General features: G+C 33.6%; 19 protein-coding genes. 14 read left to right on the plus strand and 5 right to left on the minus strand.

Annotation, left to right across the window (positions count from 1 at the left end; all coding sequences use genetic code 11):
- Window positions 1–275 precede the first annotated feature (275 nt).
- The 4 genes from TERY_RS16800 to ndhC all read right to left on the minus strand — a co-directional run bounded on the left by TERY_RS16800 (window position 276) and on the right by ndhC (window position 7,035).
- Complete coding sequence (locus tag TERY_RS16800) at window positions 276–4,871, minus strand: SdrD B-like domain-containing protein (protein WP_011612930.1); 4,596 nt, start codon at window positions 4,869–4,871, stop codon at window positions 276–278.
- A gap of 592 nt (window positions 4,872–5,463) precedes the next feature.
- Complete coding sequence (locus TERY_RS16805; RefSeq protein WP_011612931.1) at window positions 5,464–5,967, minus strand: NAD(P)H-quinone oxidoreductase subunit J; 504 nt, start codon at window positions 5,965–5,967, stop codon at window positions 5,464–5,466.
- Complete coding sequence (locus TERY_RS16810) at window positions 5,960–6,682, minus strand: NADH dehydrogenase subunit K (protein ID WP_011612932.1); 723 nt, start codon at window positions 6,680–6,682, stop codon at window positions 5,960–5,962. Before TERY_RS16810 ends, TERY_RS16805 begins: the two co-directional genes overlap by 8 nt.
- Window positions 6,673–7,035 carry a photosynthetic/respiratory NAD(P)H-quinone oxidoreductase subunit C gene (ndhC, locus tag TERY_RS16815; RefSeq protein WP_044136882.1) on the minus strand — a complete coding sequence of 121 codons (363 nt, stop codon included), beginning with the start codon at window positions 7,033–7,035 and terminating at the stop codon, window positions 6,673–6,675. The genes TERY_RS16810 and ndhC overlap by 10 nt, the downstream gene beginning before the upstream one ends.
- 226 nt (window positions 7,036–7,261) lie before the next feature.
- On the opposite strand from ndhC, the gene TERY_RS16820 reads away from it, so the two are divergent.
- The 14 genes from TERY_RS16820 to TERY_RS16875 all read left to right on the plus strand — a co-directional run bounded on the left by TERY_RS16820 (window position 7,262) and on the right by TERY_RS16875 (window position 23,721).
- Complete coding sequence (locus tag TERY_RS16820) at window positions 7,262–7,603, plus strand: rubredoxin (RefSeq protein ID WP_011612934.1); 342 nt, start codon at window positions 7,262–7,264, stop codon at window positions 7,601–7,603.
- 33 nt (window positions 7,604–7,636) lie between these two features.
- Window positions 7,637–8,650, plus strand: a complete 1,014-nt coding sequence (locus tag TERY_RS16825) for a photosynthesis system II assembly factor Ycf48 (RefSeq protein ID WP_011612935.1) — start codon at window positions 7,637–7,639, stop codon at window positions 8,648–8,650.
- Between the two features lie 324 nt (window positions 8,651–8,974).
- The gene (psbE, locus tag TERY_RS16830) at window positions 8,975–9,223 is read left to right on the plus strand and encodes a cytochrome b559 subunit alpha (protein WP_011612936.1); all 249 of its coding nucleotides are present in this window, start codon (window positions 8,975–8,977) and stop codon (window positions 9,221–9,223) included.
- A gap of 24 nt (window positions 9,224–9,247) precedes the next feature.
- Window positions 9,248–9,382 (plus strand): cytochrome b559 subunit beta, encoded by a 135-nt coding sequence (gene psbF, locus TERY_RS16835; protein WP_011612937.1) that lies wholly within the window; start codon window positions 9,248–9,250, stop codon window positions 9,380–9,382.
- Between the two features lie 12 nt (window positions 9,383–9,394).
- Entirely contained in the window at window positions 9,395–9,520 is a 126-nt protein-coding gene (locus TERY_RS28440; RefSeq protein ID WP_011612938.1) for a photosystem II reaction center protein L, read from the plus strand.
- Between the two features lie 153 nt (window positions 9,521–9,673).
- Window positions 9,674–9,796: a photosystem II reaction center protein J gene (locus TERY_RS16840; RefSeq protein WP_011612939.1), complete on the plus strand. Its 123-nt coding sequence runs from the start codon at window positions 9,674–9,676 to the stop codon at window positions 9,794–9,796.
- Window positions 9,797–10,387: 591 nt separating this feature from the next.
- The gene (locus TERY_RS16845) at window positions 10,388–11,080 is read left to right on the plus strand and encodes a VWA domain-containing protein (RefSeq protein WP_011612940.1); all 693 of its coding nucleotides are present in this window, start codon (window positions 10,388–10,390) and stop codon (window positions 11,078–11,080) included.
- A gap of 125 nt (window positions 11,081–11,205) precedes the next feature.
- Entirely contained in the window at window positions 11,206–13,062 is a 1,857-nt protein-coding gene (locus TERY_RS16850; protein WP_011612941.1) for a hypothetical protein, read from the plus strand.
- 317 nt (window positions 13,063–13,379) lie between these two features.
- Window positions 13,380–14,471, plus strand: coding sequence for a protein kinase domain-containing protein (locus tag TERY_RS16855; RefSeq protein WP_011612942.1), 1,092 nt, complete (start codon window positions 13,380–13,382; stop codon window positions 14,469–14,471).
- A gap of 72 nt (window positions 14,472–14,543) precedes the next feature.
- On the plus strand, window positions 14,544–15,269 hold the full coding sequence (locus TERY_RS16860) for a zinc ribbon domain-containing protein (RefSeq protein ID WP_011612943.1): 726 nt from the start codon (window positions 14,544–14,546) through the stop codon (window positions 15,267–15,269).
- A gap of 765 nt (window positions 15,270–16,034) precedes the next feature.
- A complete protein-coding gene (locus TERY_RS35255; RefSeq protein ID WP_196797094.1) occupies window positions 16,035–16,172 on the plus strand; it encodes a hypothetical protein in 138 nt (45 codons plus the stop codon).
- A gap of 1,717 nt (window positions 16,173–17,889) precedes the next feature.
- Window positions 17,890–19,512 (plus strand): radical SAM protein, encoded by a 1,623-nt coding sequence (locus TERY_RS16865; RefSeq protein WP_011612944.1) that lies wholly within the window; start codon window positions 17,890–17,892, stop codon window positions 19,510–19,512.
- A gap of 645 nt (window positions 19,513–20,157) precedes the next feature.
- The gene (locus TERY_RS16870) at window positions 20,158–20,607 is read left to right on the plus strand and encodes an SRPBCC family protein (protein WP_011612945.1); all 450 of its coding nucleotides are present in this window, start codon (window positions 20,158–20,160) and stop codon (window positions 20,605–20,607) included.
- Window positions 20,608–22,803: 2,196 nt separating this feature from the next.
- A complete protein-coding gene (locus tag TERY_RS16875) occupies window positions 22,804–23,721 on the plus strand; it encodes a DUF5655 domain-containing protein (protein WP_011612946.1) in 918 nt (305 codons plus the stop codon).
- A 185-nt stretch (window positions 23,722–23,906) separates the two neighbouring features.
- On the opposite strand, the gene TERY_RS35260 is transcribed toward TERY_RS16875, so the two are convergent.
- The gene (locus tag TERY_RS35260) at window positions 23,907–24,323 is read right to left on the minus strand and encodes a hypothetical protein (RefSeq protein ID WP_011612947.1); all 417 of its coding nucleotides are present in this window, start codon (window positions 24,321–24,323) and stop codon (window positions 23,907–23,909) included.
- Window positions 24,324–24,458 lie beyond the last annotated feature (135 nt).

Raw genomic sequence — 24,458 nt, forward strand, 5'->3', positions numbered from 1 at the left:
ATCAGAGAGCCAGAAATACTGAAGAAACTCAGAAAAGAAACATCAAAACTCAAAAGTAGGTGATGCAAATATGCCCAGAGCAAAGTACCTTTATTCTAGTATAACTTCTCTTGAAGCAACTCATCAAAATTCATACTAAATATCTCTAAAAAAAACAGAAAAGCGTAGTCAAATCTCTAATAATGATTAACTACGCTAAAAATTTTACCTTTAACTTCAGCCTCAGTTTTGAGCCTGAATTCTAGTGCTATCTAAACACTAGATAAATCTAGAAATTATACACGGGCATTACCAAAATTCACATCAGAAACATTTTGACCACCAGATACGTTGATCAAACTTGCTTGACCAGAAGGGGGAGCAGTTTGATTAAAGATAGCGCTCTGCTCTGGGTTTAAGTCCTGACGAATTGTATAACCAGCATCTGCCAAACCAGGGAAGCTATAGTTACCATTGATATCACTAGCAACAAGTACTTCATTAGCATCTTGAATAGAGTTGTTATTCTGATCCAAGTAAAGAACAACACCACCAATACCAGGTTCACCAGGATCTAGCAAACTATTAGCATTGAGATCCTCAAAAGTTATCCCACTAATACTACCTGTACCTGTAGGTGGTGGTGGCGGTGCCACAGGTAATATTGGTTGTGGCGTAGTGCTATTACCAAAGTTGACAAAATTAGCATCATCCCCTGCAAACAGTGTCACAACAGGGTTTTGACCAGTTTGGAATAGACCTGGTAATGGTAACTGTTGAACTTTGTAAGTACCAGGTGGTATCTCAAAATCATATACTCCCAACGAATCTGTAACCGCCTTACGTTCCTCATTATCAAGGATTAAGTTATCATTGCGGTCAAGGAATACAGTAGCACTAGGAATACCATTCTCTCCTGGACCTATCAAGCCATCACCATTGATATCATTGAAAACAACACCACCAAGATTTGCAGTAGTAGGCACAGCAGGCGGGAGATTTGTAGGAGCATTCGCAAGGTTAACAAACTCAGCATTGTCCCCTGCTGCCAAAGTAATTACAACAGGAGATGGAGTACTAGAGTCAGTGAAACCTGGTTGTGCTTCCTGACGAACAACATAAGTTCCTGGAGCTACAAACGGGATATCGTAGCGACCAAATTGGTCCGTTAAAGCAAACCGCTCATTACTATCTCGTTCCCCGTTCTCATTAGCATCTATGTAGATAGTAACATCAGGCAGTTGAAGTTCACCAGCCTCTGCCTGACCATCAGCGTTATCGTCTATAAATGCAATACCAGAAATATTAGCAAAATCAGGAGGAGGAAGAACCGGAGACTGCCCAAAGTTAATTACTATGTTAGAGTTCTCAAACGCATCAACCGTAATTGGAAGATCTGTTGGAGTTGTAGCAGTATAACTTTGTGAAACCACGTTGGGATCATTCGGGTCTGTAATAGGGTCTGGTGGAATTAGTCGTAATGTGTAAGTACCAGGCAACAAACCAACAATTGCATAGTCTCCGTTAGTATCTGTGAACGCATTAGGTTCAATATCTCGGTTGTCAAGAATACCATTCTCATTTAGATCTACATATACCTGGAAACGAGGTACACCCATTTCTACACGCTCATCAGGATCAAGGATGCCATTGACATTAGTATCATTAAAGTCTTGAATACCATTACTATTAAAGTCTTCAAAGACATTTCCTGTAATTAGGGTTTGTGGTTGGTTTCCAAAGTTGTAAACAACACTACGACCACCGCCAACTGTTACTACTGCTGGTGGAGTAGTTTGCACAAACCCTGTACGATCAAGAATTTGTAGTAGGGGAAATGATCCTTTTTTACCAGATGCATCTAGACCATAAGTACCATCAGGACCACTAAGTTGATTTGGTTCAAAGCCTTGTATTTGTCCGTCTGTGTGAGTGTCTAAGAAAACCTCAACACCAGGTAAACCTACTTCCCCTTTTAGAGGTTCAAATAGTCCGTTACCATTATTGTCAGCAAATACAATACCACTAACAGTATCTTTCTCTGGTGATGTGACGTTAACACCCACATCAATATTAGTTACACTTTGACCAAAGGGAAGATTAATCGAAGTTGGTGATACATTAGGGTTTGGTACCACCTCACCGACAGTAACATTAATAACTGGGCGAGTGGCAGTTAAGAATAAGTTTTCTTGCTGAACAACACCAATTGTATAATTAGCAGGAGTTACACCATTAAATGTATAACGACCATCAGGAGCTGTAAAAGTTGCAACTTCGTCAACATCAACTACACCATCGCCATCTATGTCTTGTTCGCCTTCATTTATTATCCCGTCACCGTTAAGATCTTCACGGCTATCTAGTCGTCCATCACCATCTATATCTAAGAAAACTTCAGCAGTTGGAATACCTGCTTCTCCTGAATCTTGGACTCCATTGTTATTACTATCAGTAAAGATGATACCACTAATACTGGTATTCGGGTCAAAGATACTGGTATCACCAAAATTGTATACAACAGTCTGACCGGGAACAACTGGAACTAGGGGAGTAGGAGTAGTGTTAACAAAACCTGCAGGTGGTGTTTCTAAAACTCTAAAGTTTCCTGGCTGCAATGTAAAGCGATATTCCCCGTTAGGATCTGTTCGGGTAATTGGTTCATTAGCTTCTGGGAAACCATTACCATTTTGGTCTACAAAAACTTGAACATCTATGAGTCTTGGTTCGTCAGGACCTGCTAAACCGTCAGCATTGCGATCGTCAAATTTAACCCCAGTAATTGTACCAGAAGCAAAGGTATTCATAGGGGCATTTAGAGGAAGTGTTACTGATGCATCAACTTGGCTACCAATATTGACGAAACTAATATTGTTACCTTCAGTCAAGTTAATTACTGGATCGGGAGTAATTTGTCTGAAACCTTGTTCCTGAATTACCTTGATCGGATAAGTATTAGCTGGGATATTCTCAAAGCTATAACGACCCTCTACATCAGTCATAGACTGAGGTTCACCCGCACTTAACTTTTTGTCATCATTAAGGTCTAGATAAACAGTGAACCCAGGAAGACCAGGCTCTTCAGGATCCATTACATTGTTACCATTGATATCATTAAACTTAGTACCAGCAATTCTGCCTGTTCCTGTTAGTTGGCTAGCAGTTAGGTTACCGTCTTCTACTGCTTCTGGAGCAGGTGCTGGAAGTGCTTCTGGAGCAGGTGCTGGAAGTGGTTCTGGAGTAGTTGGCACAGAATTACCTACATTCAATATAATAGGTCGATCACCTTGTAGAAGGTTAATTGGTTCAACTATATTAATGCTCTGATCTGGAGTAGTTTTAACAAAACCAGGTTGAGGTATTTCCCTCAAAGAGTAAGTTCCTACCGGAAGAGAATCAAAGCTATAGTCACCAGCAGGATTTGATATTGAAGCTGGTTCATTAGCGTCTAGTACATTGTTACCATTCAGGTCTAAATATAAAGTAAAATTCGCTAAACCTGGTTCTCTTGGATCTAAAAGTCCATTGGAATTAAAGTCGTTAAATTTCTTACCTCTTAATTGACCTTGAAGTAAAGGAGTGTCAGGAACTTGACCTATATTAACAATATTAATATCTTCGCCACTTGTTACAGCAACAACTGGATCTGGAACTGTTTGAGTAAAACCAGGTTGGGGCACTACTTCGACAACGTAAGTACCTGGAGGTAAGGTATTAAAACTATATTCACCTTGATGACCAGTAATTCTAAAAGGTTCATTTTGCTCAAAGATACCATTTTGATTTAGGTCTAGATAGACAGTGGAGTTAGATAAACCTACATCTCCTGGATCAATGGCACCATTAGAATTATTATCTAAGAAATTAATACCTGAGATACCATTGATTTGAGCATTAGCAAAGTTAACCCCTGGTAAGGTTCCTCCCATAGGTACATCAACAGTCATAGTCTGAGGTTGGGTTACTACATTAAATTTTAGTTGTTGCTCTGCTTCGCGAATATTGAGGCGGGTGGCTGGCAAATTAGCTAAGAAGTAGTTACCCTCCTGGTTAGTGACATCAAATGGTTCTTTTGGATCTAGAATATTATTACTATTGATATCTGCATAGATAGTAAAGTTTGGTAAACCTTCTTCCCCCAAATCAAACATACCATTAGTATTACTGTCTAGGTATTTAACACCTTGAACATTACCTGTACCAACAGGAGTAATGAGACCGATATCTATAGCTACGTTTGGTATTTCTTCTTCTGTTCCAGTAAAGATGATAACTGGGTTAAGAGTTGTTCTTGCTTCATTTGGTCCACGGACTACATCCACGTTTAATAGACTAGATGTAACCCCTGTAAATGAGTAAAAACCAAATTGATCAGTTACACTAGTAATCTCCCCTTCATCTAAAACTCCATTTCTATTACTATCAAGAAATACTTCGTACCCAGAAATGATTGGTTCATTAGAATCTTGGGTACCGTTAATGTTTAGGTCTTTAAATAATACACCACTAATATTACCGCCTGGGCCAGTTGCAGCGCTACCAAATAGAAAACCGGAAACATTAGGTTCTTCTGGGCTCAGACTAATAAATGTAGGGTCTGGGATAGTTTGAACAAAACCAGGTTGATCAAATCCCCGAAGAGTGTAAATCTGATTTAAGGGTAAATTAGTAAAACTAAAGCTACCATCATCCCCACTAATTGATGATAGTTCATCAGGATCTAATTGACCATTATTATTTTGATCTAAATATATAGTAATTCCTGGTAAGCCTGGTTCTAAGGCGTCCCGAAGGCCATCACGATTAAAGTCATTGTACTTGATACCAGAAATATTACCCAGGACAGAATTTAAAGGAACTGTCTGTCCACCTATGTTGTTGTCTATACTCACGTTCTAACTCCTCCACCAAAAAATCTATACTTAATAGTGATTTGTATTTAACTAATGGCTAAAAGCCACTGAATTCAATAAAATAATATACATTTTATCAATATGATCCTTATCATCCATGACGATTCAAGGGAAAGCGCAGACGCTGAGGATTATACCAGGTTGACTTGAATATGACAATTAGATTAGAAAATATATTGGAACAATTTACTCTTAAAACCATAAGCAAAAATTTTAAGTATTAGGTCTAGTGTAACCAGGTAAAAAAACCACCAGTTATAAAATACTCAAAGCTTTAAGAATCATTTTGAATTTGGGATTTTTCAGTTGTGTTAACTAGTAATAGTAAGCACCCCCCCTTTTTTTTTGGGTGGGTGCTATCTGGTGTCGGGACGTTACTTATTCCTGACAAGTTCCAATTTCAGAGAAAATTTATTATCTCAACTCAAAATGCGGCAAAATTGCTAGACGGCAAATAAATATAAGCTTTTGGTATTTCCAAAACAATAAGATATCGTACCTGAGCTGAGCTCTTGGCCAGAACTTCCTTAATAGCTTTTTGAGCCTGGACCAATTTTTTTTGACCTAAATTTTAATAGGCATCTTGTAATTCGTAAAATTCAGGAGAAATATAATCCTTACGTAATGGCCAACCTACCCAGTCTTCCGGCATCAAAATTCGTTTGAGATTAGGATGTCCTTCGTAGATAATGCCATACATATCATAAGATTCTCGCTCTTGGAAATCCGCTGACTTCCAAATCCAGTAAACGGAAGGAAGTCTAGGATCATCTCTGGGTACGAATACCTTTAAGCGTATTTCTTCTGGCTGTTCTACATCGTCACTGACTTTGACCAAATGATACATACTTACCAAGTCTTCTCCAGGTCCAGCATCATAAGCACATTGACATTGTAAATAGTTAAACCCATAAGCATATAAAGCTGTGGCTAGAGGAATTAAAAAATCCCTATTACCTTTGATAATTTCTATTCCCTGATGATCAGGTGCTAGAAATTCATGATCAAAGCCATTGTCTGTGAGCCATTTTGAAACTTTTCCGGCTTCAATAATTGGAGCTTCAGATTCAGCCAAGACTTACCTCCTCTTTTGGTATAGCTTGCAGTGCAGGTGATACTGGCATACCTATTGCTTCAGCTAGCTCTTTTGGCACTGCTTTACGGTCAGATGTTTGTAGATACTGACCTGTTAGTATTGGTTCAACAACTTTCATATTGTGCTTAACACAATAGTAACGATGTGTTTGCTGTAGTTGACCCCTTTCTTGCAAGGAATCATTAGCAATTTTTTTCCTCAGCTTAATGACAGCATCAATAATTGCTTCTGGACGTGGTGGGCAGCCAGGAATGTAAACATCCACTGGAATTAATTTGTCTACCCCACGAACTGCTGTTGGTGAGTCCATGCTGAACATTCCACCTGTAATTGTACAAGCACCCATGGCAATGACATATTTAGGTTCTGGCATTTGTTCATAAAGACGTACTAGGGTAGGAGTGTACTTCATGGTGATTGTACCAGCAGTAATTAGTAAGTCCGCTTGCCTAGGGCTAGACCGTGGAACTAAGCCAAAGCGGTCAAAGTCAAATCTGGAACCGATGAGAGCTGCAAATTCAATAAAGCAACAGGCTGTACCATATAATAAAGGCCATAAACTAGATAGTTTGGCCCAGTTATAAAGATCGTCAACTGTAGTTAAAACTATATTCTCTGAAAGTTCTTGAGTAACTGTCGGAGATTCCTCAATAGGATTAATAATTTTTTGGTTTTGATTAGGACTTAAGACCATTCTAAAGCTCCTTTGCGCCATGCGTATACTAGAGCAACCACTAAGATTGCGATGAAAATCAGTGCTTCTATAAAGGCTAACAGTCCCAACTGATGAAAGGCCACTGCCCAGGGATATAGAAATACTGTCTCTACATCAAAGATGACAAATACAAGGGCAAACATATAATAACGGATATTGAACTGTATCCAAGCTCCACCAATTGGTTCTACCCCTGATTCATAAGTAGTTCTTCGCTCTGGGCCACGAGTTTTTGGCCGCAGTAGCTTAGATGCAGTTAAGGCAATGATTGGTACTAGACTACTAATCATTAGAAAGCCTAGAAAATACTCGTAACCACTAAGAAAAAACACAATTAATCTATATTTCCTCAATAAATATGACTCTCTGTTGAACATTATAGAGACCACAAGAGACCATAAAAGTTATTCTAATGTCAATCTAAGTATAAGTCACAAGTCAAAATTAACAAGTCAAAAGCAATAGCTATTTATTAGTGCTTATATCCTCGAATTGCACTAATTCTGTAATAATAATTTAAAGATATTTTCATAATCCCTGATTCAATCTTTTAGAACTATGAGTGAGGAAACCACTGAGGCAAATACACAGGAACAGGATCGGTATGAATGCCGAGCTTGTGGCTACATATATGAACCGATCAAGGGAAGCTCTGCTAGTAATGTTCCTCCAGGAACTGCTTTTGCAGATTTGCCAGTGCGTTGGCGCTGCCCCGTTTGTGGAGTATCTACAGCCCAATTCGTGAATGTTGGACCTGTTGAAGGACCTTCGGGATTTAAAGAAAACCTTGGTTATGGTTTTGGTGTCAATACTCTCACACCCAGCCAGAAAAATATCCTCATTTTTGGTGGATTAGCCCTAGGATTTCTGTTCTTCCTGAGCTTATATGGTTTACGATAAGATGGCCTATTGGCTAATTACTGATTAAATGTGATGTACTCAATATTAAAATTCTGGAAACAAATTTTCATAATACTGACAGTGGTTATAGTTTGTAGCGGCTGCAAAAATGCTTTTTTACCAGCAATAACTTACAATCCCTGGGAGGTAGTTAAACTACCAACTGAGGCTACATTATTTGATATCGAATTTACTGATAATCTTGAACATGGTTGGGTTGTTGGTTCTGATGCGACTCTCCTTGAAACTAGTGATGGTGGTGAAACTTGGCAACCTAAAACTATTGAGCTAGAAGAAAAAGCTCGCTTGACATCAGCAAGTTTTTATGGTAAAGAAGGATGGATTGTGGGGCAGCCCTCTATACTTTTACATACTGATGATGAAGGACGCTCTTGGAATCGTATTGCTCTGAGTGCTAAACTGCCTGGTGCTCCTAATACTATTACTGCTCTGGGGCTAAATTCTGCGGAAATGACTACTGATGTAGGAGCTATCTATCGAACTGAAGATGGAGGCCAAAATTGGCATGCTCAGGTAGAGGATGCTGTGGGAGTAGTAAGAAATATTTCTCGTTCCCCTGATGGTAAATATATTGCTGTTTCAGCAAAGGGTAATTTTTATTCTACCTGGGAACCAGGACAAAAGTCTTGGGTTCCTCATAACCGTCAAAATTCCCGTCGTTTGGAAAATATGGGCTTTACTGATGATGGTCGTTTGTGGTTATTAGCACGAGGTGGTCAACTGCGTTTTAGCGATCAAGAAAACCCACAAGAGTGGGGAGAAGCTATTAATCCTGAGTATGCTACAAGTTGGGGTCTTTTGGATTTGGCTTATAGGACTCCTGATGAAATTTGGGTTTCTGGTGGTAGTGGTAATTTACTTCGTAGTACTGATGGTGGTGAGACTTGGGAAAAAGACCGTGAGGTAGAGAATGTTCCCGAAAATTTCTACAACATTGTATTTATGAACTCAGAAACAGGTTTTATTCTTGGTCAAAGAGGAAGTATGCTTAAATATAATAGTTCTCTGGTTTCAGAGGCTAGTTAAACACATAATGTATACCACTATAATACTAGGGAAATATCATTTTTCATAATTTAATTGAGTAGTATTACTCAGATTGTCAGATGTGATTTCTCTACATTTGTTATTGTTTAATTTTGTAAAAATTAGACTGAATGTGTTAAGATTGATCCCGTCTGACTTAAATATTAAAATGACAATTTTAAAGAAGACAAAAAGTTAGTCGATCTTTACTGTTAATAAAAACAAAAAAACCTCATATCATTAACAACTATGGCATGAGTATTCAGAAAGGTTTTAGGACTATCTCAAAATGATGGTTTAAGATTATTTGGAGGAGAAGATAAGATGGCTGGTGGCAGTACAGGTGAGCGTCCATTTGGAGACATTATTACAAGTATTCGTTATTGGGTGATTCATAGTATCACTATTCCCGCTCTTTTTATTGCAGGCTGGCTATTTGTCAGTACTGGGTTAGCTTATGATGTTTTCGGTACACCTCGACCTAATGAGTATTACACTGAACAAAGACAAGAATTACCAATTTTGTCAGACCGTTTTGAGTCTAAACAACAAATTGATGATTTTATCAAATAGATAAAAAATAAGGAAATTAAAACAATGACTAGCCAAAATCCAAATCAACCAATTAGCTATCCAATTTTTACAGTAAGATGGTTAGCAGTTCATACCCTTGGTGTACCTACAGTTTTCTTTTTGGGCGCCATTGCAGCTATGCAGTTTATTCAAAGATAGGAGCATAGAATAATGCCTTTAGACCGTAATAATAATCCTAATCAGCAACCAGTAGAATTAAACCGTACTTCACTTTACCTTGGTCTGCTGTTAGTCTTTGTTGTTGGTATTCTTTTTTCTAGTTATTTCTTTAACTAATTCCGAAAGTAGAATAAGCAGGTTATTAGATATAAAAGTCACCCAAATAGGGTGACGTATAGATAGTAAAATTAGATAGAAAGTTAATAGGCAAGTTGCTGAAAAATTATCTAAAAATAGTATTTAGTTTAGAAGTAATTGAGGTTAAGTATTATGATGTCTGAACCAGGAAGGATTCCATTATGGTTGGTTGCTCTTGTAGCAGGAACTGGCGTACTTGTAGTTGTAGGTCTTTTCTTTTATGGCTCCTATGTTGGTGTAGGTTCTTCTTTATAAGAAAAGGTTGAAAAATATTAGGTTTGAGTTAGTTAAGGCTCAGATTTTTTTGAATAATCTCATCTCACTCTTTTTAGGGATGAGGTTATTTTTATTTATGGGTATATAAAAGCAATTACAGTGGTTTTGAGAATGCTTTGACACAAACCTTAAAGGGTTTCAGGATATGTAACTTTTGTTTTTCAATTCAAATCTCAGTATTTTAGGTTAATGGATTAATGGAAATTGCTATACTAAAAAACAAACTACCGCAAAACATAGCCTGATCATATTAAACACATAAGTCAGTAGAAACATTTTTTATATCTAACATATAGGCAGTTTTTCAGATACTCTTCTAAATAATCTGCCGAAAAAAAATAAATAATCTGTCAAATAAATCTGAAGATTATTCTCAAATAACTAGTATTTGGATTTGTTACGCAACTTATTTATTACGGAGGCCAAAAAAATATTATATTATTTTATTTTATGAGATTATTTCCTTTTTTTTATTTTATTTTAGCAAAATCAGCGTGATATAACTGTATGAATTATGACACAAAATCAGTATAATATTGTTTATAAAATCAATTTCTACAATTAAGGCCAATGTCAGAAGAAAAATTATCCCCTAGTCAAGAGATAAAATATGCAGTTGACTTAGTAATATGTATTGATGCTACAGGTTCAATGACCCCTGTTATTGATTTAGTAAAATCAAGTGCTCTTAGCTTTTACAAAGATATAGAATCTAGGATGAAGGAGAGGCAAAAAAATGTAGATCAACTTAGGGCAAAAGTAATTGTTTTTCGAGATTATTGGGCAGATAAACCTGAGGAGGTAATGGTCAATTCTGAATTTTTTGATTTGAAGCAAAAATCTTCTGAATATGCTAGATTTGTATCTTCAATTTATGCGAAAGGTGGAGGTGATGAGCCAGAAAATGGTCTAGAAGCTTTGGCAATAGCTTTAAAGTCAGAATGGGAAAATGGGCCTAACTTTGCTAAACAGCGTCATCTTATAGTTTTTTATACTGATGCTAGTGCTCACTCTTTAGAGAAAGAACCAAAACCTAGTTATTATCCTAATGATATTCCTAAAAATTTTGATGAATTAACAGATTTATGGGGAGAAATGTCAGATTCAGCAAAAAGATTACTCTTATTTGCGCCAGATGCTACACCTTGGACAATGATTTCTAGCTCTTGGGAACAAACTATCCATTATCCCTCTAAAGCTGGAGAAGGTCTGAAAGAATTTGAAAATGAAGAAATTATAGCAGCAATTATTAATAGTATCTAAAAAGTTTCTGTTGATTAAAGCAAGAGTTATGATGGTAGTAACTTAGTATTACTACCAAGTTATTCTCCAATTTATAAGTATCTAATAACAACGTAAAAATATATATAGTTTCGTGCATAAAAATAATGAATAAAGAACAAGTTTTAGTTATCAGCTTAGAGAATAAATTAGGTCAAGGTGAAGATTTTCAGATTGCAGAAGACTATGAACAAGCAATTGTCATAGGAGTTTTTGATGGTTTAGGGGGAAGAATTTTAGGTACTGCGAAAGAAACAGGAGGAAGAATTGCTTCTAGAAAAGTTGCTGAAATTACTAAGGATATTTTAGCAGAATCACAAGGTAATTTAGATCAAGACCGAGCTTCAGAAATTAAAGGCAAGAGTTGTCAAATACTTAAAGAGTTTGCTGACAAAAATCTTCCTACTTCCAGAATTAGAGGGAAATTAGCTTCTAAAAGATTATGTTCTACTATAGGGGTTGCGAGTCTTTTTAAGAGATTAACTGACGAGCAAAAATATTTGGTTCAAATAGCTTGGATGGGGGATTCTCGTATTTATTATTTGCACCCTCATCAAGGGTTACAGCAGTTAACTAAAGATGACTTCAAGGAAAATAAGAATGCTCTAGAAGTTATTTATCAAGATCTACCTATGTCTAAGTTTTTAACAGCAGATCCAGACGCTGATTGGGAAATTAATTACAAAGAATTTGAGTTTTCAGAAGAAGGGTTTATTTTTGCTTGTACTGATGGATGTTTTCAGTATTTACCTGCTCCGTGGGAGTTTGAAAAACTTTTACTAAAAACTTTAATAGAATCTAATTCTATGGAAGAATGGCAAAATTTACTAACTAATTTTTATAAATATAATAAGTATGATGATGTTACTCTTTTGCTTTATCCATTAGGAAAGAATGAGCTAAATTTTCAAGATTTTCATAGTGCTTACCAATCACGTTTAGAGCATCTAAATAAAAATTATAATATTCACAGTAAAAGTAATCCTGATGAGTTAAAAAAAATGTGGGAGCAATATCAAAATGATTATGAAAATAGGTTAGAAAAAGTAAAGGTTAAAGACTCTTTAGATGCTGAAAAGGTAAAAACTAATGATTTATATTTATCTAATCTAGATAAAGAAACTGAGGCTGATGAAACTACGGAGGAAATATCTGCTGGTGCTTTAACAGAGGAAAAAACTGAGGCTGATGAAACTACGGAGGAAATATCTGCTGGTGCTTTAACAGAGGAAAAAACTGAGGCTGATGAAACTACGGAGGAAATATCTGCTGGTGCTTTAACAGAGGAAAACACTGAGGCTGATGAAACTACGGAGGAAATATCTGCTGGTGCTTTAACAGAGGAAAACACTGAGGCTGATGAAACTACGGAGGAAATATCTGCTGGTGCTTTAACAGAGGAAAACACTGAGGCTGATGAAACTACGGAGGAAATATCTGCCGGTGCTTTAACAGAGGAAAACACTGAGGCTGATGAAACTACGGAGGAAATATCTGCCGGTGCTTTAACAGAGGAAAAAACTGAGGCTGATGAAACTACGGAGGAAATATCTGCCGGTGCTTTAACAGAGGAAAAAACTGAGGCTGATGAAACTACGGAGGAAATATCTGCCGGTGCTTTAACAGAGGAAAAAACTGAGGCTGATGAAACTACGGAGGAAATATCTGCCGGTGCTTTAACAGAGGAAAAAACTGAGGCTGATGAAACTACGGAGGAAATATCTGCCGGTGCTTTAACAGAGGAAAAAACTGAGGCTGATGAAACTACGGAGGAAATATCTGCCGGTGCTTTAACAGAGGAAAAAACTGAGGCTGATGAAACTACGGAGGAAATATCTGCCGGTGCTTTAACAGAGGAAAAAACTGAGGCTGATGAAACTACGGAGGAAATATCTGCCGGTGCTTTAACAGAGGAAAAAACTGAGGCTGATGAAACTACGGAGGAAATATCTGCTGTTTTTTGAACAGATGAAGACAATAAACATGAGCAAATTTTTCAGTAAGTATCTAGTAGTTTGGAATAAAAAATACTTTCAAACAACAGAAGGTTGGAAATAAATTTTTAGTCAAAATGAAATCAAAAAATATGATATTCAATTAGGTTTATTAGAGTATATTTTTGTCGAGATGAGGAGATGAGATATAGGGAAGATTGAGAAAGGCTTAAACTCAGATCAGCAATAGGTTTAATCTGACTAGTTTTAATTGTGGGAAAAATGCATACAATTCACTTATCAGAATCCAATAATAGTTAAAAAAATTCATTACTAGGGGGCAAAAAATGGCTTATAAGAAAGGTGAAAAAATTGGTAAATATATTATTACTCGTGATTTTGATAGCACTAATGGTGGTCAAGGTCAATGGGGTTTTGCTGAATACAATGGAGAAGAATATTTTATCAAAAAATTTCTCAATCCTGTATATCCCGAAGTAAAAGCACCAGGAAGTGAGAAAGGAAAACAAAAGAAGAAAGACAGATGTAAAGAATTTGAAAGAAAACATTTAGGGATGATGAAAGCCCTAAATTCTTGTGGTGATGGTGGTTTAGTTGTAAAAACTACGGATTTTTTTAAGCATGGTAATGAATTTGGCAGTCATTATTTTAAGGTATCCCAAAAAGTTGATACTAGCAATTTGTCTAATGAAGTTTATAATCTTGATTGGAAAAATAGATTATTTATAATGCTAACCTCAGCTGGTGCCTTAAAAATGTTACATAGAAATGGCATTATTCATTTAGATTTAAAACCGGATAATATTTTAATTCAAGAGTGGCAAGGAAAATTAATTGCCAAGATAATTGACTTCGATAGTAGTCTTATTGAAGGTGATGTAACACCTTCTGAAGAATTAGTAGGAGATCCACTTTATTTATCTCCAGAGTTTGCGAAACATATTGGCACATATGGTGAAGAATTACCACCTACTAATCAATCTGATGTGTTTTCTTTAGGATTAGTATTTTGTCATTATTGTACGGGAAAATTACCTACTTTTTCTCGTAAGTACAATTATCCCTATGAGGCCTTAATTAATGAGGGAAAACTGGAACTACCAATCAGTTCTTTGATGAAAACAAAAGAGGAAAAACTAGTAGGAAAGGCTGTTTTTGAGTTAATAAAAAAAATGCTAATTCTAGATCAAAATAAGCGAATATCAATAGATGAAGTTCATGAGGCTTTAAAAGCTATTTGTAAAGAAAAATTACCTAAAAATTCTCCAAGAACTTCTCCATTAGAAAAGAAAAAAAAATTATCTGAAGGTAGTGGAATCAAAATAGGTTCAGATACAACAAACTCAAAAAAATCAAAAGAAAAAGAAGATTACCCAAAATCTGGTAGGATTAAATTTAATTTTCCCAAAAAGAGTTAAGGATGTGTAATTAAATCTAGTTACTTAATAGAAATACCTAATATAAAATTCAAGCTAGTCATATTGTACTAAATGCCTATTTACAAGTGTAACGAATGTAGTCACGAATACAGTCAATTATCAAAACCTAGTGATTGCGAGGTTTGTGGTGCAAATAATTTTAAAATTGTAGAAGAAAAGAAGGACTTAGAATCTGAAAAAGTTAAAATATTAATTCCTTCCTTTATTGAGAAAACTATACTTAATGAAAATATAGTTAAGCAATCAGTATATTGGTCTCCAATTAGTAGATTTGCCAGGTTTAAAGATGGCTGTTTATTTCAGGAGGTTTCAAAACCTAACTGGGGTGAATGGAGTGTTTTGAATGCCAATTATTTACCTGATAATATTCAAAAAACTGATTACTCTATAGATGTAAAAAAGGTAGATGGCCCTAAGGATTGTCTTTACGGAATACTTACTACAATTAAAGAAAGTAAATTCTATTATTTATTGATTACAAGTAATGGCTATTTTTCTATGGGAAAACACTCAAAATCAAAGTGGAATCATTACATAGACAGAGAGAAGCATAGTTCTATCAATCAAGGTAATAGTATTAATAAATTAAGGGTAGTTACTGAAGGAAATTTAATTACAGGATTTATTAATGGTAAGAAGGTGGAGAGTTTTAGAGATGATTTATCACCCTACAAATCTACCAATATAGGGGTATACTCAGCAAGCAGTATACAAGGAAATGGAGTGGCTGTGTACTTTAATAAAGTTAAAGTTACAACTACTGTTTTGAAATACTAAAAACAGTTCTGATAAAACAGAAAATATATATTAGAATTTACCATTAACTTAGTAACAATTCTAGGATTACTAGCAGCCACTCTCATAACTATTTCATTTTTACCTGAAGTTATTAATACTTCGTATACTTAGTTCTATAAAAGATATCTCCTTATAAACTTTTGGTCTTTTTTACTCAAGTTTATTGCTTTGGATAATTTACCCTATCCTTATTCAATATTTACCAGTAATGTTTTGATTTTGATTTCATTCTTACTAATTTGGTTGTTTAAGTTTAAGTGCAAATAGCTAATATTGTTAACTAATGAACTAGAAAAAAATTAATCATTAAAATATAGTTTTGTTCCTTCAGAAATAGGTTAAAAAGAAGCTAAAGGAATGATGATATACGCTGATCTATTCTTAGCAATATCAACTGCTCACTGCCGTTATTGAGATTATTTTACTACACTCCCTTGTAGCGAAAAAATGAACTGGAATGTAATGTTTTATCCAACTTAAGTTTCAGAATAACAAGTAAACTAATTTATGGAAATTTATCAATTTAATGCCCGTTCAGTACAACTAATTAATAATAAGAAGATTGAAGTTCATTAATAGGTATTTCGGGGTTCTCAAAAAATTGGGTTTAAAGCCTTGAGTACCGATATTGTGACTTATTTTATTGATTAATATATAACTGGGTAGTTTCAGACAGAAACAAGGGCGCACTAGGCAAGCTTAACTTACTCTTCTTGCTCCTTTTCCGGGAGGGAATGGGTCACTATGTCAAAAAATTTAGATTATCTGGAGGGAAATTATCCTGTTCTTGGCCCAATACTTATACTGGGCTTGCATGGAGATACAGGTACTTTGGTGAGTTTGGCTTCTCAAAAAAACAAATTATTAACAATGGCCATGTGAAAAATCTCAAAACCTCACAGGTTAGTAGAGGACATCATTAGTAAAAACTAAACCCATCATGAGGAGAGAACTAACGGAGTTTTTAGGCAGCTTCTAGGTAGGTGGCATTGCTGACATGGGAAAAGTTGGTAAGGCCTGGCCACGGAGATAGATAAAGGTGAGGTTGGCTCACCCTTGCTTAAGTTGAATTTTGATTCATACTCGTAAAGATAATACAGGAGCAGGAGCACAAAGGGTAGAATAAGCGATCGCACCCTGGAGTTCGAAGGACTTACTAACTCATCCCAAACTTTGCCCTCTGCATTAAACATAAATATATAAGTTCTCTCTTTGGCGCAGAGTGTTTTCATTATTCACAATTAAAAAAAATCAAAAAAAATAAAAGTGCTCTTTTTATTGGTTCAGATCAAAAAGAAAACTTGATTTTTATTATAAAGGTATTATAATTAATAGTTTTATTCATAACCTGAAAATAATCAAAGATTTTAGCAAAAATAGGAGTAAAAAAAATTAAATTTGGGTAGTATTAAGTATAATATTATTAAGTGTTTTAAGATAAAATAGTAGTTATTAATCAATCATTTATTTAGTTAAATTAATTAACTATAAACTGATAAATATGTTAAATATACTCTTAAAAAAGTTGCCTTGATACAGCAAAATTAGGAGAGTAATAATAATACTATAATAGCAATATATACAATTAATTTATTTCAAGAACTAGATTGGCACTTACTCCTAATACTATCTTTTTAGGAGGGGATAGAGGTAAGTTGAAGATGGGATAGGAATTAATGGTAAAAGTTTCAAAACACTTGAAAAAATTTATGAATAAAATAGACAAAATATATTAATAAATAGTGTGCGGGTTGAGTCAGCAAAAAAAGCTAATTATTAAATCGAAAGTATCTAAGAATAAAAAAAATCAGAAATAAAGCAAGTGCAAGAGCTGATAAGAGATTGGGTTTAACAGATAAATGCACTGTATGGTAGTAAAAGCCAATCGAAATATATATACCTTTAAATACTTAGCATTAGCAAAAGTACAAAAACTAATTAACAGATATAAGGAAATAGATTAAAGTTATAGATGCCAAATTAGGAGAATAATTACTGTTCTGTATGAGATAAGTAATGTCACTTAAGTTGATGAAATTGGTATACTGATCATATCAGTGATTAATAAAGAGTAGAAGCAAAAATAGATAGTGAGTTAAGAAAAATAAATTTAATTTTTACTTTGATAAAATTTATATTATTATTGAAAGTAATTTTTTAGAAATAGTCAGGTAAGCATTCAGCATTCAGCTAGACTCTTAGAAAGAAACTGCGTTTTAAATTATCAGCTATTACTTTTAGTTTAGATAAAAAATAAAAGCTGTATTAATTGAGCCATAACTAAATATTATTCAACGGCATTATATCTCTAGCTAATTGAGAAAATTGGTATTACTATAAAACCAGAGTCTTATTGATGAGAGATGAATGCTTACACAGCCATAATTAATTAGTTAAGGTTTTAAATACCCTAACTATACCTCTGATAAATTATACCAAAGTTGAAAATATTTTATATTACAGGGTAGGTTATAGGGAATATTCCAGCTCTTTATTTGATTTTTATGCCTGGCAAAATTTAGGTATGATATAACTATAAAAAAGGTTGGTTTAGTATGTTTTAAATTTGTATAAACTCATAAATAATAACTATTTAAATATGTCTAATAATCTATTTAATACTGAAAGTTTACTCTTTACTCCGGCTATCCCTGAATATAATGCTATACCAATTATTTTTGCTTTTCCAAATGAATATAGTGTAGGAATAACTAGCCTTGGTTATCAGGTTGTTTGGGCAACTTTAGCTATGCGTTCCGATATACAAGTTAGTCGTTTATTTACTGATATTAATGAACCTCTCCCAAAACAAGCAGAATTATTCGGTTTTTCTCTTTCCTGGGAACTTGATTATGTTAATATTTTCAATATTCTGGAGTATTTTGAAATTCCTATTAGAGCTAAAAATCGTTGGGCAAGAAATTATCCAATAATATTTGGTGGGGGACCAGTTTTAACAGCTAATCCTGAACCTTTTGCTGATTTTTTTGATGTAATTTTACTGGGGGATGGGGAAAATTTATTGGGATATTTTATTGAAGCTTATAAGGAAGTTAGAGGTGCTGAAAAACAAGTACAATTAAAACATTTATCTCAAGTACCTGGGGTTTATATTCCTAGTCTTTATGAAGTAACTTATCAAAGTATGGATGGTAGTATTAAATCTATTGAACCTATAGATAAAGATATTCCTACTGTGGTACAAAAACAAACTTACAGAGGTAATACTTTATCTGCTTCTACTGTTGTTACTGAAAAGGCAGCTTGGGAAAATATTTTTATGGTAGAAGTGGTAAGAAGTTGCCCCGAAATGTGCCGTTTTTGTTTGGCAAGTTATCTGACTTTGCCATTTAGAAGTGCTAGTTTAGAGGAGTCTTTAATCCCGGCGATCGCTAGGGGATTAAATGTGACAAAACGTTTAGGTTTATTGGGTGCTTCAGTAACTCAACATCCTGAATTTGAAAGTTTATTAGATTATTTATCCCAATCAAAATATGATGATATTCGGTTGAGTATTGCATCGGTAAGAACAAATACAGTGACAGAAAAGTTGGCAAAAATTTTAGCTAATAGAGATACAAAGTCGATTACAATTGCTATAGAAAGTGGTAGCGATCGCCTCCGAAAAATTATCAATAAAAAGTTAGAAAATGAAGAAATTATTCAAGCTGCTATTAATGCTAAGGCTGGTGGTCTAAAAGGTATTAAGTTTTATGGAATGGTGGGTTTACCGGGAGAAGAAGAAGAAGATTTAGATGCTACTGTGGAGATGATATTAACTTTGAAAAAAGCTGTTCCTGGGTTAAGGTTAAGTTTAGGTTGTAGCACTTTTGTGCCGAAATCTCATACTCCTTTTCAATGGTTTGGGGTAAATTATCAGTCAGAAAAACGGTTAAGATTTCTGGAGAAAAAATTACGCTCAAAGGGAATAGATTTTCGACCAGAAAGTTATAAATGGTCGGTGATTCAAGGGTTGATTTCTAGAGGGGATAGAAGGTTATCTTTTTTGTTAGAATTGGTGAGAAATTATGGAGATTCTTTGGGTAGTTATAAGAGAGCTTTTAAGGAGTTGCGTGGTAAGTTACCAGATTTAGATTTTTATGTTTTTAATGATTGGGAATTAGAAGAAATTTTGCCTTGGAATCATATTCAAGGTCCTTTATCTGAGTCAACTTTGAAAAAGCATTTGGCTGAGGCGACTGTTTTGACAAGGAATAAGTAAGAAGCTAGAAGGTAGAAGGTAGAAAACTTTATTATTATAATTGCTCAATTTTTATCTGCTTAGGTTATATCAAGAAAACTTCTATGACCAAGATGGTTGATATTCATCGCCAATAAATCACTTTGGGTAACTGATATTCTTTGTGATCTTGAAGCACCCAATACTAGTATAAATATCATCAAAAGTAATTTTAGTGAGCTTAGTTGTGCTACTCTAAAAATTAGCTTCATTGAAAAACTCAAGTGTTGCAGAATATGTTGCCTTTGCAAATTGACAATTACTTAATAACACAGTTAAAACTATTGCAACTAATTGTAATTTATTGTTAATATGTTTTTTTTATGGCTATAATTAAGTTGGTTTCTACAAGATAGGATAAGCAAAAAATATTTTTATTTTAAATATATAATAAAGTATAATAATCCTATTTTAATAAAATGAAGATAATTACTTACAGTATTGCTTATCAGTCAATATTTAGAGTTAAGGAAAGATTTGAATAACATGAACTTTTAAGTTAGTTTTCATAAAAAAATATTTGTTAAGAGGAAGTAATTTTATGATTACTGTACAACCAAATTTTATATTAATGGGCAAATAAAAATACAGCCTAAAAAAAAGATGAATTGAGTCAGAGGTTTAAAAATGTTACACTTTCGCTATTCAACTTTAATTAATGCTCCAGTTGAGGTGGTTTGGAAATTCCACGAACGTTCCGATATTCTGCAAAGACTTACCCCACCTTGGCAACCAGTCCAAATTATTCGTCATCAAGGTGGACTGGAAATAGGGGCTATATCAGAGTTTATTATTTGGCTTGGTCCAATTCCTGTTAAGTGGGTGGCCACACATACAGAATATGAAGAATATCGTCTATTTACTGATGAGCAAAAAGAAGGTCCAATGGCAAGTTGGACTCATCGTCACCAGTTTAGTGAGGAAAATGGGCAGACTAAGTTAACTGATGCGATCGCATTTTCTTTACCTGGAGAATGGTTGGCAGAGTCTTTTTTGGGTTGGTGGGTAAACTCTCGACTAGAGAATATGTTTCAGTACAGACATGATGTCACAAAACGGGAATGTGAAGCAAATTAAATACCACTAAGTAGTCGAACACAAATAAACAGCTTTATTTGAAAATGGAATAATTTTTATATCAAAAATCACTCAAAAACTTTGACGATCAAAGGTACCTCAATAATCAATATTTTTCTAACATTTATTGAAATTAAGATTCACTTTATTGAGGATATCAATTTTTTCTTGGAGCATTTATATTTTTAAATTATTATCTTTTTGCTTTGACAATCAAATATTTAAAGCTTCAATATAAACTTTCTCACTTGTTTATCTATTCTATAAATTCAAAAAATATGTACTCTACTCTTTTCTACCTATAAATTAACTTGATTAAGTCATTACTTTTTTTAGATAAAGACATATACTTATGACTATTATTTTGAATATCTACTATTATTTTAAATAATAAATACTGTCTTTTCTCAAGAGTTTGATGCATATTATGGAAGTCAAAAAATATGCTTGATAATAGCTTTTTTTACTTTCATATATTGATGCAATAAATATACTACTTTTAAAAATTTATCTTCAATACTTTTGCATATAATTTGTTCGGGTTATTAAGTTCTAAATGATTATTATTTTATACTTTAGATGATATTAGTAATCTTTCACTATGCTTATACTTTTGTTCTTATAAATATTATGAATTTGTCTAAATTATCGAATATGAAAAACTAACTATTTTTGCTATAAAGTATTGACTATTGTAAATTAACTCCCAAGAATATTAAATATCCCTATACCTTTAAATTATATCATAATCATACTGAATTAGGATATATCAATCTTTCAATAAACCAACTTTTTTAAATTTTTTATCTGACGCGCCTTTAATTTTCCCTGGAAACAAAACTAGATAAAGTTAGATCCAATATTTTCTCCTATCTTTAGATGAAAATAGAGCTAATATTTATGAAAAATATTCTGTGCTACTATCTAATTCAAATTATCTTTATCACTACGCTTATACTTAGAATTAAAAGTATTGAGAAAATTAAATACAGTAAATAAATTAGTACCCTCATTACCGTCTTAAAAGGGTAATATAGATTCTTAACACTTATATTTATCAGCACAAATTAAAAACTTTATCCAATCAATTCCAGATAATGTTAACTTAAATTTTTCCATAATTAAACCATTTATATACTGTCATCATTACCTTAAAAAACTATTTTAGGAGTTGTTATTTAGATTTTTTTCTGTACATATAGTTCTAAAAACTCCCACACTTCTTGCCTCAAACCAATAAATGTTAATTTTAATTTTTCCATAATTAAATCATTTAGATACTGTCATCATTACCTTAAAAAACTATTTTAGGAGTTGTTATTTAGATTTTTTTCTGTACATATAGTTCTAAAAACTCCCACACTTCTTGCCTCAAACCAATAGCTGAAGTCAGAGTTAATTTTCTTTTATGTACTTCTTCACGGTGTCACTTTCCTATAAATTTTTCACCATTTTTAGCTCTCCCAACTTAAGAGCAGCGATATTCAAAACCTCCACTTTAAGTTCAGTTTGACCTTGGCTTTTAAATTCACCGATTTTTTTCTTTATAAAAAGTAACTTAGCGCTCTAATTCTGTCATTTTCACTAAAAAAGTTGATTAGTTTTTATTCGTACTTTCTAACTATTTTTTAATTTTGCTAATAAGCTAACTTAAATCAGTTTTTTCTTATAAATTAGACAAAATAAATATCCTTAATAAAATCAATTTTTTGTTTCTTATTACTTAAAAATTGTTAATTTATGACTCAATTCATATCTTAATATATAAAAGCTATCATTTTAATAAATTGAAAGGCAAACAACAGCCAATTATAGGTTTATAAAGTTGTTGAAAAACGAGAAGGTGAATAAAATAAATACCGATAGGAACTAAAATAAATTCGTAAGGATTTATTCTAGTTTCTTCTCCATTCGTAATTTCTGACTCTTTTATTAATTTGCAGTAGCTTTCTGTTAATCTGATACTGTAGAGATATCTGTTAATAATAAAGGTGAACGAAAAGACAAATAAATTAACTGGCCTAAAAGAGGAACTAATGCTACCCAATACCAAAGATTTTTTTTAATTCCTCTTTTCTTTCTACCACTTTTATCGCTCCGGCAAATTCGCTAACTTCATCGGAATTTACAAAGGCTAGAGGCTCGTGCTATATCTAGTCATTAGCCAACATTAGAAAAACGATACGAAAGATATAAATGGCACTATTTAAAATAGAAAATAACGAGCGACTTGCAAACATAAAGGAACAACCTTTTAAACTTGAAAAAGATATTCAATCCCTTACAGAAAAAAACCTGAAATCAATTTTCGGACTTGACTTTGTGAAGTCTGAATTCAGCTTGAATAATTTTCGGATCGACACTTTAGCATTCGACAAAGACGCAGGAACTTTTGTGATTATCGAATATAAACGAGACAAGAACTTTAGCCTAATTGACCAAGGATACGCCTATTTGTCTTTAATGCTGAACAACAAAGCGGACTTCATTCTTGAATACAATGAAAATTCAAAAGAGACTTTAAAACGAAATGACGTTGATTGGTCGCAGTCGAGAGTGATTTTTATTTCTCCTTCATTTACGACTTATCAAAAAGAAGCAATCAATTTTAAAGACTTGCCGATTGAACTTTGGGAAATAAAGCGTTACGAAAATCAAACGGTTAACTACAAACAAATAAAAACTTCAGGTGCTCAGGAAAGTGTAAAGACAATTAGCCGACAAGATGAAACGATTGAAAAAGTAGCCAAGGAAATCAAAGTTTACACAGAAGACGAGCATTTAGATAAAGGAACAGAAGAGACAAAGGAACTTTATGAGAAATTTAAAAGTGCCATTTTAAACCTTGACGAATTAGAAGTAAAACCAAAGAAAAAATACATTGCTTTTGTATCAGGTTATAATGTAGTGGACATTCACATTCAAAAGAACGCTTTGAAAATGTGGTTGAATTTACAACAAGGCGACCTTAACGACCCAAAAGAAATTGCAAGAGACGTTTCTTCGGTCGGACATTGGGGAAATGGCGACTATGAAATTGTAATGCGGACAGACGAAGAAATGGAATACATTTTAAGCCTGATAAACCAATCGTTGAAAAAGAATAAAAAATAACGTGGGCTAACAATAGTAGCTGTGGTACAACTCAATCAGAAAAATAGTTCAGATGAGGTTTTATGCTTTCGTTGTCTACTCATATCATCCTCTAAAATAGTTAGAAATAATAAGCACAACATACAAAAATCTAAACTCATTACATGAATAAATCTACTACTTTGCCACTGTCGAATAAAATCTGCTCATAAAATAGTTAGAAATAATAAGCACAACATACAAAAATCTAAACTCATTACATGAATAAATCTACTACTTTGCCACTGTCGAATAAAATCTGCCCATTCACCACTTTTAAAACTGTATATTAGTAAAAAAATCGTACCTAACCCTAAAGCAATTCCTAAAATTAGAGAGTCTAAGATATTCAAAAATAAATTCTTTTTACCAGAAAAAATTGAATTAGGTTGACGCAATCCTAAATAGGGTAAAATAGCAAATTCTCCGACTCCAAATGATAATGTAGAAAATAACCATGCTGGTACTTTTTGTCCTCTACCATCAGATAATAACAAACAACTATAAATTAGAGACCATATTCCTATAATATTGAATAGAGATACAATCAAAGGATTAATATTTTCCCATTCACCTGTTGCCAATTTTTAGATTAATTCTAAAGTATCCGGTTGAATAGGGAGTGCAAGAAGAAAAGCATAAAGACTAAAACCTATCCAAAGTAACCAAAATGCTATTTTATTTAAGGTGATAATGCTTTTAATAAATTGTATTTTTTT

The organism is Trichodesmium erythraeum IMS101, assembly GCF_000014265.1.
GTDB classification, from domain to species: domain Bacteria; phylum Cyanobacteriota; class Cyanobacteriia; order Cyanobacteriales; family Microcoleaceae; genus Trichodesmium; species Trichodesmium erythraeum.

Excerpts from the sequence above, each read along its gene's own strand:
- TERY_RS16850 (WP_011612941.1), top strand. The coding sequence starts at position 11,206 with ATGAATAAAGAACAAGTTTTAGTTATCAGCTTAGAGAATAAATTAGGT.
- TERY_RS16860 (WP_011612943.1), top strand. The coding sequence starts at position 14,544 with ATGCCTATTTACAAGTGTAACGAATGTAGTCACGAATACAGTCAATTA.
- TERY_RS16840 (WP_011612939.1), top strand. The coding sequence starts at position 9,674 with ATGATGTCTGAACCAGGAAGGATTCCATTATGGTTGGTTGCTCTTGTA.
- TERY_RS35255 (WP_196797094.1), top strand. The coding sequence starts at position 16,035 with ATGTCAAAAAATTTAGATTATCTGGAGGGAAATTATCCTGTTCTTGGC.
- TERY_RS16825 (WP_011612935.1), top strand. The coding sequence starts at position 7,637 with ATGTACTCAATATTAAAATTCTGGAAACAAATTTTCATAATACTGACA.
- TERY_RS16810 (WP_011612932.1), bottom strand. The coding sequence starts at position 6,682 with ATGGTCTTAAGTCCTAATCAAAACCAAAAAATTATTAATCCTATTGAG.
- TERY_RS16870 (WP_011612945.1), top strand. The coding sequence starts at position 20,158 with ATGTTACACTTTCGCTATTCAACTTTAATTAATGCTCCAGTTGAGGTG.
- TERY_RS16855 (WP_011612942.1), top strand. The coding sequence starts at position 13,380 with ATGGCTTATAAGAAAGGTGAAAAAATTGGTAAATATATTATTACTCGT.
- TERY_RS16875 (WP_011612946.1), top strand. The coding sequence starts at position 22,804 with ATGGCACTATTTAAAATAGAAAATAACGAGCGACTTGCAAACATAAAG.
- TERY_RS16845 (WP_011612940.1), top strand. The coding sequence starts at position 10,388 with ATGTCAGAAGAAAAATTATCCCCTAGTCAAGAGATAAAATATGCAGTT.
- TERY_RS16820 (WP_011612934.1), top strand. The coding sequence starts at position 7,262 with ATGAGTGAGGAAACCACTGAGGCAAATACACAGGAACAGGATCGGTAT.
- psbE (WP_011612936.1), top strand. The coding sequence starts at position 8,975 with ATGGCTGGTGGCAGTACAGGTGAGCGTCCATTTGGAGACATTATTACA.
- TERY_RS28440 (WP_011612938.1), top strand. The coding sequence starts at position 9,395 with ATGCCTTTAGACCGTAATAATAATCCTAATCAGCAACCAGTAGAATTA.
- TERY_RS16865 (WP_011612944.1), top strand. The coding sequence starts at position 17,890 with ATGTCTAATAATCTATTTAATACTGAAAGTTTACTCTTTACTCCGGCT.
- psbF (WP_011612937.1), top strand. The coding sequence starts at position 9,248 with ATGACTAGCCAAAATCCAAATCAACCAATTAGCTATCCAATTTTTACA.